Here is an 11,652-nt window from a genome sequence, read left to right as displayed (position 1 = left end):
CCGGGACGGTGGCGCCACGGGAGAGGTCGTTGACGGGCTTGTTCAGGCCCTGCAGGATCGGGCCGACGGCGAGGGCGGAGCCGGTGCGCTGGGCGGTCTTGTAGCCGATGTTGCCGGCCTCGAGGTCCGGGAACACGAAGACGTTGGCCTGGCCGGCGACGTCGGAGTCGGGCATCTTCTTCTTCGCGACGCCCGGGTCGACCGCCGCGTCGAACTGCAGCGGGCCGTCGACCTTGAGGTCGGGGTTGATGCGCTTGGCGTTGTGGAGGGCCTCGATGGCGCGGTCGACGTCCGGGCCGGAGCCGGAGGCGCCGGTGGAGTAGGACAGGACGGCCACGCGGGGGTCGATGCCGAACTGGGCGGCGGTCTTCGCGGAGACGACGGCGATCTCGCCGAGCTGCTCGGCGGTGGGGTTCGGGTTGACGGCGCAGTCGCCGAAGGCCCAGAGGCGTCCGCGCATGACCATGAGGAAGATCGAGGAGACCACGGAGGCGTCGGGGGTGGTCTTGATGATCTGGAAGGACGGCTTGATGGTGTGCGCGGTGGTGTGCGCGGCACCGGAGACCATGCCGTCGGCGAGGCCCTTGTGGACCATCATGGTGCCGAAGTAGGAGATGTCCTTCATCGTCTCGCGGGCTTCGTCGAGGGTGACGCCCTTGGACTTGCGCAGCTCGACGAACTCCTCGGCGAACTCATCGAGGAGCGGGGAGTCGAGGTGGTCGATGATGTGGGCCTTGCCCAGGTCGACGCCGAGCTCACCGGCCCGGTTCTTGATGTCGGCGGGGTCGCCGAGGATGGTCAGCTCGACGATGTCGCGGTCCAGCAGCTGGCCGGCGGCGATCAGGATGCGGTCGTCCTCGCCCTCGGGGAGGACGATGTGGGCCTTGGCTTCCTTGGCGCGCTGCAGCAGCCAGGACTCGAAGACCGGCGGGGACATGACCGGGGAGACGGAGACCTTGAGGGCCTCCTTGATCTTCACGACGTCGCGCAGCCCGTCCTCGGTGACGGCGGCGGCGATGACTGCGTCCAGGGACCTGGCCTGGCGCTCGGCGAGCTGGACGTGGGAACCGGAGGCATCGGTGAGCAGGAGGATCGGCAGGCCGAGGGCGGCGGCGATCTCCGCGTCGAAGTGCAGGTTGCCGGTACCGACGACGAGCGCCGGGCCACCGTCGAGAAGGCCGGCCGTGACGATGCTGCCGACCTTGGCCTCATGGTCGTCGAGTCGGTGGACGGTGAGGCCGAGGGAAGCGGCGAGGCCGTCAATGTCAACACCGTCAAAGTTGCGGTTGACGACACTGAGCAGTGCTGAACGCGGGTCAGACATGCGTAACCTTTCTGTCGCTGAGCGGGGTGTCCGGGGTAACACATCATCGCCGCTCGTGTGTGATCGGTCGCCATTCTATAACGAATGTCGCCTCCGCCACACAAGTACCGTGAGGAATTTTCAGACTTAACACGACATAGCCGGACATTCCACAAACCGATACCCGCGGTTAACGGGCGCCGGACGGGACGCGCGGACGTCGACAAGCATTCATCACCGCAGCTCAACCCATAGAAATGATGTAACACCAACCCCCTGGGGAGTGTATTTGGATTCATGTCCGCCCGCCCGGCGGCGGGTTCCCGGCCACTCCCCCGGGGCCCCTGACACACCTGCGAATTTCCGCGAATCGCCCGGCAGTGACCGTTGTGGACCACACCCCATCACCACCCCCGCCCCGGAATGGATAGCAGAGCACAGAGGTCAGTAGTATGGAGCGAAAGTATCTCCCTGTTCCCGAACTTAAGGATGTCACCCCACCATGTCCCGCCCCCTGCGCGTCGCCGTTGTCGGTGCCGGTCCCGCCGGCATCTATGCCTCGGACCTGCTCGTGAAGTCAGGCGAGGGCGTGACCGTCGACCTCTTCGAGCGCATGCCCGCCCCCTTCGGGCTCATCCGTTACGGTGTCGCGCCCGACCATCCGCGCATCAAGGGCATCATCAGGTCGCTGCACGCGGTGCTCGACAAGCCGGAGATCCGCCTGCTGGGCAACATCGAGATCGGCAAGGACCTCACCGTCGACGAGATGCGTGACTACTACGACGCCATCGTCTTCTCCACCGGCGCCACCGGCGACCGCGAGCTGCGCATCCCGGGCTCCGACCTCGACGGTTCCTTCGGCGCCGGCGAGTTCGTCGGCTTCTACGACGGCAACCCCGACTTCGCCCGCGACTGGGACCTGTCCGCCGAGAAGGTCGCCGTCATCGGGGTCGGCAACGTCGCCCTCGACGTCGCCCGCATCCTGGCCAAAACCGCCGACGAGCTCAAGGTCACCGAGATCCCGGACAACGTCTACGAGAACCTCGCCCGCTCCGCGGTGAAGGAGGTCCACGTCTTCGGCCGTCGCGGTCCGGCGCAGGCCAAGTTCACCCCGCTCGAGCTCAAGGAGCTCGACCACTCCGAGAACATCGAGGTCATCGTCGACCCCGAGGACATCGACTATGACGAGGCCTCCGAGAGCGCCCGCCGCGAGTCCAAGTCCGTCGACCTCGTCTGCCAGACCCTCGAGGGCTACGCCATCCGTGAGCCGAAGGGCGCGCGGAACAAGCTCTTCCTGCACTTCTTCGAGTCGCCGGCGGAGATCCTCGGCGAGGACGGCCGCGTCGTGGGGCTGAAGACCGAGCGCACCGAGCTCGACGGCACCGGCAACGTGCGCGGCACCGGCGAGTTCACCACCTGGGACGTGCAGGCGGTCTACCGCGCGGTCGGTTACCGTTCCGAGGCCGTCGAGGGCGTGCCCTTCGACGACGAGAGCGCCGTCATCCCCAACGACGGCGGCCGCGTCCTCGACCCCGCCACCGAGGCCCCGGTCAAGGGCCTGTACGCCACCGGCTGGATCAAGCGTGGCCCGGTCGGCCTGATCGGCAACACCAAGTCCGACGCGAAGGACACCACCACCATGCTGCTGGAGGACTTCGAGGCGGGACTTCTCGACGCCCCCGCCCGCCCCGAGCCGGAGGCCATCCTCGAGCTGCTGCACGAGCGGGAGATCGCCGTGACCACCTGGGATGGCTGGTACAATCTCGACGCCGCCGAGCGTGCCCTCGGCGAGGCCGACGGCCGCGAGCGCAAGAAGATCGTCGAGTGGGACCAGATGCTCTTCTCCTCCCACCCAGAGTACGAGATCTAGGGGTGCGGATCACCGCGGGTCCCCTCCGGGACCTCACCCCGCTGCAGGTGCACCAGCTGTACAAGCTGCGCGTCGACGTGTTCGTCCACGAGCAGCGGTGCCCCTACGCCGAGATCGACGACACCGACGCCCTCGACACCACGCTGCACATCTGCGCGTGGTCGCCGGAGGGTGTGCTGCTCGGCACGGCGCGTCTGTTCCCCGAGGGGGAGGAGCGCCGGTTCGGCCGCTTCTGCCTCGCCCCCGCCGCCCGCGGCACGGGCCTGGCGCGGGCGATCATGGAGCGGGCCCTCGAGCTGGGGGCGGACCGCCCGCTGGTGCTCGATGCGCAGGCCCCGCTCGTCGACTACTACGCGGCCCACGGTTTCCGCCCCGCGGGGGCACTCTTCGACGACGAAGGCATCCCCCACCAGCCCATGCGGCGGGAAAAGGACTGACCCACGGGTTACGGTGAGGGCATGAGCGAAAGCCCCCGCGTGTACCCCGTCGTCTCCCGGTTCTTCGACCTCTCCGCCCATGAGATCCATGCGCTGCTCAAGCTGCGCGCGGACATCTTCGTGACGGAGCAGGGCTGGGCCCACACCGACATCGAGGACGTCGACATCGACGGTTCCTCGCGTCACCTGCTGCTGCACGACCTGACGCAGCGCCCCATGCCGCTGCTCGGTGCGGCGCGGGTGATTGACGCGGAGGTGGACGGGCGTGGTGTGGCGAAGCTGGGTCGTATCTGCCTCGCCCCCGCCGGCCGGGGCCTGGGCCTGTCGGGGGAGCTCCTCGCCGCGGCCGTGGCGATGGCGCGGGAGACGTTCCCGGACCGGGACATCGTGCTCGATGCGCAAGGGCCGCTGGTGGAGTTCTACTCCCGCCACGGTTTCGAGACCTACGGCGAGGCCTTCACCCTCGGCCCGATCGAGCGTCAGCCGATGAGGCTGGCCATCTGAGCCACCCGGTCGCGGGCCGCGTCGACGGTCTCGGCGGTGGCGAACGCCACGCCCTGCTCCCCCTCGTAGAGGCGCACGTCCGACTCCGGCACGGCCAGCGCCGCCGCCAGGCCGGTGGTCTCCGGTGAGCCCGTGAAGGGGGCGCAGGCGCCCGGGGAGATGAGCGTCGTGTCGATGGGCAGGCCCAGGATGGCGCGCGCGTGCAGGTCCCACTGGGAGAAGCGCTGCGTGCACAGGGTGACCACGCCGGTCGTGTGCGGGCGCGGGGTGACGGCGGAGAAGTAGACGTCCTCGCCCGCGACGAACATCTCGACGGTGAACAGTCCGCGCCCGCCGAGGGCGTTGGTGATGCGGGCGGTCATGGAGCGGGCGTTCTCGAGCGCCCGCTGGTTGACCTCCATCGGCTGCCAGGCGGCGGCGAGCTGCCCCTCCCGGTGGGTGTGGCCGAGGGGTTCACAGAACCAGGTGGCCAGCTTGCCGGTGGCGTGGTCGACGGAGCGCACGGCGAGCATGGTGAGTTCGTGGTCGAAGTCGACGAAGCGCTCCACCATGACGCGGTTGCCCTGCCATGCCTCGTCGAGGTCGGCCTCCGTGCGCACGACGGCGTGGCCGGAGCCGAAGGTCGCCGGCTTCACGATGCACGGCAGCCCCAGTTCCTCCACCGCCGCCGCGAACTCCCCGCGGGTGTCGGCGAAGTGGTAGGCCGTGGTCGGCAACCCGAGTTCCTCGTTGGCGGTCGTGCGCAGGCGGTCGCGCGTCACGGTCAGTGCGCAGCCCCGCGCCGAGGGGGCGACGGTCACGCCGGAGTCCTCGAGGGCCTCCAGGGCGTCGACGTCGACGTCCTCCGTCAGGGGCACGACGATGTCGGCGCCATGCTTCTCGACGAGCCCCCGCAGCCCCTCCCCTGCCCCACCCGCAGGGGCGGTGCGGACGGTGACACCGAGGCGTCGGAAAGCGGCGGTGAGTTCCTCGGAGTCCCCGAGCAGGAGGACTGTGGCCATCTAGTTGTCCGCGAGGATGTCGTGGCGCACGATCGTCTGGTCGCGGCCCGGGCCGACGCCGATGTAGGAGATGCGGCAGCCGGAGAGCTCCTCGAGGCGCAGGACGTAATCCTGGGCCTTCTGCGGCAGTTCCTCGAAGGTGCGGCAGCCGGTGATGTCCTCGTCCCAGGCGGGCATGGTCTCGAAGATCGGCTCCGCGTGGTGGAAGTCGGTCTGGGTGGTCGGCATCTCGTCGAAACGCTTCCCGTCGACGTCGTAGGCGACGCAGATCGGGATCTCGCCGATGCCGGTGAGCACGTCCAGCTTGGTGAGGAAGTAGTCGGTGAAGCCGTTGACGCGGGAGGCGTAGCGGGCGATCACGGAGTCGTACCAGCCGCAGCGGCGCTTACGGCCGGTGTTGACGCCGATCTCACCGCCGACGGTCTGCAGGTACTCGCCCCACTTGTCGAAGAGCTCCGTCGGGAACGGGCCCGCGCCGACGCGGGTGGTGTACGCCTTGATGATGCCCAGCGTGGTGGTGATGCGGGTCGGGCCGATGCCGGAACCGACGCAGGCGCCGCCGGCGGTCGGGTTGGAGGACGTGACGAACGGGTAGGTGCCGTGGTCGACGTCGAGCATGGTGGCCTGGCCGCCCTCCATGAGGACGCGCTTGCCCTCGTCGAGGGCCTCGTTGAGCATGCGGTCGGAGTCGACGACCATCGGGCGCAGGCGGTCAGCGTAGCTGAGGAAGTACTCGACGATGCTCTCCGGGTCGATGGCCTTGCGGTTGTACATCTTGACCAGGATCTGGTTCTTCACGTCCAGCGCGGAGGTGACCTTCTGACGCAGGATCGACTCGTCGAAGATGTCCTGCACGCGGATGCCGATGCGGTTGACCTTGTCGGCGTAGGCCGGGCCGATGCCGCGGCCGGTGGTGCCGATGGCGCGCTTACCCAGGAAACGCTCCTGCACGCGGTCGAGGACCTGGTGGTACGGGGCGACGAGGTGGGCGTTCGCGGAGATGCGCAGGCGCTCCGGGGTGGCGCCACGGGCGGCGAGGCCGTCGATCTCCTCGAAGAGGGCCTCCAGGTTGATGACGACACCGTTGCCGAGGATCGGGACAGCGTTCTCCGAGAGCACGCCCGCCGGGAGGAGCTTCAGCTCGTACTTCTCGCCGCCGACGACGACGGTGTGGCCGGCGTTGTTGCCGCCGTTGGGCTTGACCACGTAGTCAACTTCGCCGCCCAGGATGTCGGTGGCCTTACCCTTGCCTTCATCGCCCCACTGGGCGCCGACGATCACGATTGCAGCCATTATTGGGTCACTTCCGCTCAAGTTTCGGGAACGCGTGGCTGGTTGCAGCCACAGACGGCTTATCATTCTACTACCTCGCGCACTCCTTGTAGTATCAAACCTCATGCGAATGGTGATCCTGCGCTGTGGCGACACTGGTGGTACTGAAATTCCGGACGGTCTGCCCGGCACCGTGGTGTCCCTGCCGGCGATTCCGGGCCGGCGTGATCTCTCGCTTCTCGACGACGCCGCGCACGACCTCCTCCCCGAGGATCCGACCCCGTCGCTGGACGACATCGCCCGTCAGCCCGACGTCGAGCACCTCACCACCCCCGCCCTGGCCCCACAGGCCCCGCACCTGCCGGAGCCGCTGCGCGTGGTGGTCGTGGGCACTGACGCAGCCCTGTCGGCCGTGCTCACCCGCATGATGCGCGGCGACTACCTGTGGGCCGAGGTCGCGTTCGTGCCGGTCGGCGATTCCGTCGCCGCCCGCAACTGGGGGCTGGACGACCCCTGGACCGTCGCGCTGGACGGCACGGTGCGCCCGGTGCCGCTCATCCGCACTGACCTGGGCATCGCTGTCGCCGGCTCGGCCACGATCACCGCCTGGGAGCCCGGGGAGATCACCGCGGAGGTCATCGTCAACGACCACGTCCTGCTGCGCCACGAGGCCCGGGAGGGCGTGCCCTTCGACGGCGTCTTCGGCGCCCGGCTGGTCCCCATGCTCGACGCCCCCGGCATCGCCGCGGTGCGGATGCGTGAACCCGAGAAGCTGGAGCTGAACTTCCGCCAGCGCCTGGCGCACCGCTTCAGCGGCTCCACCCCGCTGGATCCGGATTCGCTGGCCACGGGCCGCGCCGTGCAGGCCGGGGGCCCGGCCCTGGCCGTGACCATCGACGGCGTGCGCCACAAGCGCCCGCTGGAGCGTTCCACCTTCTACCGTCACCTGCGGGACCTTCAGATCATCCGACCCTAATGTGATTAGAATCACGCGGGAGGTTTCGGCGAGGGGGTCGCGACCCTGTGGTCGCCGTCACATTTTGCGGGGCGGGCACGTGCAGACCCCTCACCCACCTGACCAGCGGAATCCATCAACGGCGGGATATGTCCCCAGCCCAGCGGCGGGATTGTAACCCACTCCCCCACGAATGCAAGACGCCGGCGCGGAGCCTGATTTTTCCTGGCGGACACCACCGACCGCTCCTACCCTCGGGGCCACAGCCACCCCACGGCCCCGAAAGGAACGACATCATGAACCGCAACATCGCAGACCTCGCCAACGCCACCGCCTACGACCGCGACGGTGACAAACTCGGCTCCGTCAAGGAGGTCTACATCAACGACACCACCGGCCAGCCGGACTTCGTCGAGGTGGGCCACGGGCTCTTCGGCATGAGCTCCAGCATCGTGCCCCTCCGCGGACACCGCCTCGACGGCGAGAATCTCCAGCTCGCATTCTCCAAGGACCTCATCAAGGACGCCCCCGACATCCGCGACGACGAGCACCTCTCCGAGGAGGACCACGCCACCATCTACCGCCACTTCGGACTGGACGGCACCCCGGATTCCAAGGTCTACGAGCGCCACGTCTTCGACGACGACCACGGCGACCGTTTCGACCACGACCGCGACCTGGAGCGCGAGGTCCGTGACGCCGAGCTCCGCGATCGCGACATGCGCGACATGCCGGCCGGCACCGACGTCCACGGCTTCGGCGACCACGACCGTGAGACCAGCGCCCCGGCCGACCGCCTGCGCGCCGAGTCCGACCGCCACCTCGGCCTCGACCGCACCCCGGAGGACCGGGCCGCCCGCGGCACCAGCGCCCACGGCATGAGCGACGAGCCGCGCGAGCAGCTCCGTGACTACGAGACCGCCGAGCGCGATTACGCCCAGGAGGCCCGCGGGGACGAGGAGGAGCGGGGCGTCCGACTCCGCCGCTACCGCGTCCAGCGGGTCGACGAGACCGACCTCTAGGCCGACCCGACACAGGGCCGATCCCCACCGGGGGTCGGCCCTGTGATCAATCCCACAGTCCACGCTTTTCGACGCCACCCGGCCCCTCGCCCGCCATCCCCGAAGACCGCCCCGGAAAGCCCACCTCCCCCACCTGCCGAATCCATGCCTGTCGGTACATATTTCCAGGTAAGCACGGGGATTGTAGTCCACTTTCCGCCGAATGCAATGGCCTGCGCCGGACCCGCCACGGACAGTGGCCTGGATCACAAACGGTTCCTACACTCGGATTTATCCGGAGCTATCTGTGCTCCCTGATTCGAAAGGAACAACGTCATGAACCGCAACATCGCAGACCTCGTCACCGCCACCGCCTTTGACCGCGACGGTGAGAAGCTCGGCTCCGTCACCGAGGTCTACATCAACGACACCACCGGCCAGCCCGACTTCGTCGAGGTCGCCCACGGGCTCTTCGGCATGGACTCCAGCATCGTGCCCCTCCGCGGACACCGCCTCGACGGCGAGAATCTCCAGCTCGCATTCTCCAAGGACCTCATCAAGGACGCCCCCGACATCGACGACGAGGCCCACCTCAGCGACGAGGAACAGGAACGCATCAACGCCCATTTCGGGCTCACCGACACCACCGGCGCCGAGGAGGTCTACGAGCCCTTCGAGTCCCCCGGCACCCTCGCCCCCGGCGTCGCCGTCCACGGCTTCGGCGACCACAGCCCCCTCACGGACGCGTCCGCTGACCGGCTGCGTGCCGAATCCGACCACCGCCTCGGCCTCGACCGCACCCCGGAGGACCGGGCCGCCCGCGGCACCAGCGCCCACGGCATGAGCGACGAGCCGCGCGAGCAGTACCGCGACTACGAGACCGCCGAGCGCCCCTACGCCAAGGAGGCCCGGGAGCGCCAGAACGAGGAGGCCGACCGCGGCCGCGCCGAGGCCACCCGCGGGAAGATCCGCGGCTCCCGCCCCCTCCGCTACCGGGAGGACGACATCAGCTGACCGTCACTGATCCCCGATACCCGGCCACATCTCCGGCGGGTAGGCGGGGGTCTGTGACGTCGGCGTCAGCGCGGACGTGGCGGACTGCCGCGACCAGCCGCACACCTCGAGCAGGTCGACCGTGATCGACCGGGCCTGCGCGAGGATGACGTACTCCGAGAGCACCGCCCCCTGACTGACGGCGTCCATGCCGGTGCGGGAGCCGATGACCTGCAGGCGACGCACCAGGTCCGGGATGTCCTGCGCCTCGTTGGAGGGGGTGCGCACGTCGAAGACGTCCGCGAGCGACGCCGCGATGTCGGCGAGCTCGTCGACGATGTTGACCAGGCGGGTGGACACCACGTCGCGGTCCCGGCACAGCACCTGCGCCCGGCGGGCCAGCACCCGGCTGTTGCGGATCAGCGACTCAACGGCCGGCAGGATGCGCTCCAGGGACCGGACCCGGCGCCGGGAGCCCCACAGCAGCGGGGACAGGACCGTCATCTCCCGGCCGACCTCCGCGGCGGAGAGCATGTTGTTGATGTCGTTCTGCGTGTCGTGGATCGCCTCCACCGCCTGGTCCAGGGCGGCGGCGTCGCGGGTGTCGAGGGCGAGGGCGACGTCGTCAAGCACGGAGGAACCGATACCCAGCAGCTTCGACACCTCCTCCCGCCCGGAACTCAGTGGGGAGGACGGCAGCAGCGCGAGCGTGAGCAGACCGATCGCCGCGCCGACGAAGGCGTCGAGCATACGGTCGGGGCCGCCCCCTTCCGCGCCGGGCGGCAGGATCGTCGCGATGAGGATCGCACCGATCGCGGCCTGGTTGCTCACCAACGGTGATTTCGACAGAAACGACGCCACCAACAGGGAGATGCCCACGATGAGCGGTATCTTCCACAGGCCGTCGGGGGTGTAGTGGACGAGCAGGTCGCCGAGACCGACGCCGACGACGACGCCGAAGGACAGCTCCAGTGCGCGACGGATCCGGTCACCGCCGCTGAGCCCCAGGATGACGATCACCGTGATCGGCGCGAAGAACGGCGCCGGGTGACCGATGAGGGACTGCGCCACCCAGAAGGCCACGCCCGCCCCGACCGCGACCTGCACGATCCGGAAGAAACGCTTCCGCACGCGCAGTGCCCGCGACTCCAGCGAGCCCTCGAGCTGGCGGAGTCGTTCCAGGGTGCCGATCCTCAGTTTCGCCATGCCTCGACACTAACGCGGAAAGCCCCGCGCGGGGGCGGGGCTTTCTACAGGGTGGAGAAGACTACTTGATGGTCTTGCCCACGGAGTGCAGGTCCTGGCAGGCCTCGAGGACGCGCTCGGACATGGACTGCTCGGCCTTCTTCAGGTAGGAACGCGGGTCGTAGACCTTCTTGTTGCCCACCTCGCCGTCGATCTTCAGCACGCCGTCGTAGTTCTGGAACATGTGCGTGACGATCGGACGGGTGAACGCGTACTGGGTGTCAGTGTCGACGTTCATCTTGATGGTGCCGTAACGCAGCGCCTCCTCGATCTTCTCCTTCTCGGAGCCGGAGCCACCGTGGAAGACGAAGTCGAACGGCAGGGCGTCATCGCCCAGGCCCAGCTTGCGGCGGGCGACCTTCTGACCCTCGAGGAGGATCTCCGGGCGCAGCTGCACGTTGCCCGGCTTGTACACGCCGTGGACGTTGCCGAAGGTCGCGGCCAGCAGGTAGCGGCCGTTCTCACCGGTGCCGATGGCGTCGATGGTCTTCTCGAAGTCCTCCTCGGTGGTGTAGAGGTTGGCGCCGGCCTTGGCCTCGACACCGTCCTCCTCGCCGCCGACGACACCGATCTCGATCTCGAGGATGATGTTCGCCTTGCGGGACTTCTCCAGCAGCTCCTGCGCGATCGACAGGTTCTCGTCGATCGGGACAGCGGAACCGTCCCACATGTGGGACTGGAAGAGCGGGAGGTCGCCTGCGTCGACGCGCTCCTGGGAGATGGCCAGCAGCGGGCGCACGAACTCGTCGAGCACCTCCTTCTGGCAGTGGTCGGTGTGCAGGGCGACGTTGATGCCGTAGTGCTTGGCGGCCTCATGCGCGAAGGACGCCAGGGCGACGGCGCCGGCGACCTTGTTCTTCACGGACAGACCGGAACCGAACTCGGCGCCACCGGTGGAGAACTGGATGATGCCGTCGGACTCGGCCTCGGCGAAGCCGCGCAGAGCGGCGTTGATGGTCTCCGAGGAGGTGCAGTTGATGGCCGGGAAGGCGTAGCCGCCCTCCTTGGCCTTGTCGAGCATCTCGTTGTAGATTTCAGGAGTCGCGATAGGCATAGGGTGATCCTCCGGGT

The 11,652-nt window shown here is 68.5% G+C and carries 11 protein-coding genes; 6 read left to right on the top strand and 5 right to left on the bottom strand.

What is annotated here, in order from left to right; genetic code table 11:
* A partial coding sequence (gene pta, locus GXZ33_RS03200; protein WP_291339400.1) for a phosphate acetyltransferase occupies window positions 1–1,324 on the bottom strand: 1,324 nt, incomplete at its 3' end.
* Window positions 1,325–1,805: 481 nt separating this feature from the next.
* Here pta and GXZ33_RS03195 point away from each other — a divergent pair.
* Genes GXZ33_RS03195 through GXZ33_RS03185 form a run of 3 tightly spaced genes read left to right on the top strand, consistent with a single transcriptional unit; the run spans window position 1,806 to window position 4,114 of the window.
* Window positions 1,806–3,173, top strand: coding sequence for an FAD-dependent oxidoreductase (locus tag GXZ33_RS03195; protein ID WP_291339399.1), 1,368 nt, complete (start codon window positions 1,806–1,808; stop codon window positions 3,171–3,173).
* A gap of 2 nt (window positions 3,174–3,175) precedes the next feature.
* Window positions 3,176–3,610 carry a GNAT family N-acetyltransferase gene (locus tag GXZ33_RS03190; RefSeq protein WP_291339398.1) on the top strand — a complete coding sequence of 145 codons (435 nt, stop codon included), beginning with the start codon at window positions 3,176–3,178 and terminating at the stop codon, window positions 3,608–3,610.
* Between the two features lie 21 nt (window positions 3,611–3,631).
* Complete coding sequence (locus GXZ33_RS03185) at window positions 3,632–4,114, top strand: GNAT family N-acetyltransferase (protein WP_291339397.1); 483 nt, start codon at window positions 3,632–3,634, stop codon at window positions 4,112–4,114.
* Here GXZ33_RS03185 and GXZ33_RS03180 read toward each other — a convergent pair.
* Together GXZ33_RS03180 and GXZ33_RS03175 are read right to left on the bottom strand one after the other, a co-directional pair.
* Window positions 4,090–5,115: an ATP-grasp domain-containing protein gene (locus tag GXZ33_RS03180; RefSeq protein ID WP_291339396.1), complete on the bottom strand. Its 1,026-nt coding sequence runs from the start codon at window positions 5,113–5,115 to the stop codon at window positions 4,090–4,092. The genes GXZ33_RS03185 and GXZ33_RS03180 overlap by 25 nt on opposite strands.
* On the bottom strand, window positions 5,116–6,408 hold the full coding sequence (locus GXZ33_RS03175; protein ID WP_291339395.1) for an adenylosuccinate synthase: 1,293 nt from the start codon (window positions 6,406–6,408) through the stop codon (window positions 5,116–5,118). It lies immediately after the preceding gene.
* Window positions 6,409–6,511: 103 nt separating this feature from the next.
* Between GXZ33_RS03175 and GXZ33_RS03170 the strand changes: the two genes are divergently transcribed.
* The 3 genes from GXZ33_RS03170 (at window position 6,512) to GXZ33_RS12640 (ending at window position 9,357) form a co-directional block, all read left to right on the top strand.
* Window positions 6,512–7,363 (top strand): hypothetical protein, encoded by an 852-nt coding sequence (locus tag GXZ33_RS03170; protein WP_291339394.1) that lies wholly within the window; start codon window positions 6,512–6,514, stop codon window positions 7,361–7,363.
* A 275-nt stretch (window positions 7,364–7,638) separates the two neighbouring features.
* A complete protein-coding gene (locus GXZ33_RS03165) occupies window positions 7,639–8,364 on the top strand; it encodes a PRC-barrel domain-containing protein (RefSeq protein WP_291339393.1) in 726 nt (241 codons plus the stop codon).
* Between the two features lie 315 nt (window positions 8,365–8,679).
* On the top strand, window positions 8,680–9,357 hold the full coding sequence (locus tag GXZ33_RS12640) for a PRC-barrel domain-containing protein (protein WP_363236836.1): 678 nt from the start codon (window positions 8,680–8,682) through the stop codon (window positions 9,355–9,357).
* Window positions 9,358–9,360: 3 nt separating this feature from the next.
* Here GXZ33_RS12640 and GXZ33_RS03155 read toward each other — a convergent pair whose 3' ends face one another.
* Window positions 9,361–10,542: an FUSC family protein gene (locus GXZ33_RS03155; RefSeq protein WP_291339392.1), complete on the bottom strand. Its 1,182-nt coding sequence runs from the start codon at window positions 10,540–10,542 to the stop codon at window positions 9,361–9,363.
* A 61-nt stretch (window positions 10,543–10,603) separates the two neighbouring features.
* Window positions 10,604–11,635: a class II fructose-bisphosphate aldolase gene (gene fbaA / locus GXZ33_RS03150; RefSeq protein WP_291339391.1), complete on the bottom strand. Its 1,032-nt coding sequence runs from the start codon at window positions 11,633–11,635 to the stop codon at window positions 10,604–10,606.
* Between the last annotated feature and the right edge of the window lie 17 nt (window positions 11,636–11,652).

This window comes from Corynebacterium sp., from assembly GCF_012838985.1.
In the GTDB taxonomy this organism is placed as follows: domain Bacteria; phylum Actinomycetota; class Actinomycetes; order Mycobacteriales; family Mycobacteriaceae; genus Corynebacterium.
Note: the sequence above shows the minus strand (reverse complement) of the source record. Positions and strands in the feature narration are given on the sequence as shown.

Bases quoted from the DNA above. Each gene is read 5' to 3' on its own strand.
- GXZ33_RS03195 (WP_291339399.1), top strand. From the start codon at position 1,806: ATGTCCCGCCCCCTGCGCGTCGCCGTTGTCGGTGCCGGTCCCGCCGGC.
- GXZ33_RS03185 (WP_291339397.1), top strand. From the start codon at position 3,632: ATGAGCGAAAGCCCCCGCGTGTACCCCGTCGTCTCCCGGTTCTTCGAC.
- GXZ33_RS03180 (WP_291339396.1), bottom strand. From the start codon at position 5,115: ATGGCCACAGTCCTCCTGCTCGGGGACTCCGAGGAACTCACCGCCGCT.
- GXZ33_RS03175 (WP_291339395.1), bottom strand. From the start codon at position 6,408: ATGGCTGCAATCGTGATCGTCGGCGCCCAGTGGGGCGATGAAGGCAAG.
- GXZ33_RS03170 (WP_291339394.1), top strand. From the start codon at position 6,512: ATGCGAATGGTGATCCTGCGCTGTGGCGACACTGGTGGTACTGAAATT.
- GXZ33_RS03165 (WP_291339393.1), top strand. From the start codon at position 7,639: ATGAACCGCAACATCGCAGACCTCGCCAACGCCACCGCCTACGACCGC.
- GXZ33_RS12640 (WP_363236836.1), top strand. From the start codon at position 8,680: ATGAACCGCAACATCGCAGACCTCGTCACCGCCACCGCCTTTGACCGC.
- GXZ33_RS03155 (WP_291339392.1), bottom strand. From the start codon at position 10,542: ATGGCGAAACTGAGGATCGGCACCCTGGAACGACTCCGCCAGCTCGAG.
- fbaA (WP_291339391.1), bottom strand. From the start codon at position 11,635: ATGCCTATCGCGACTCCTGAAATCTACAACGAGATGCTCGACAAGGCC.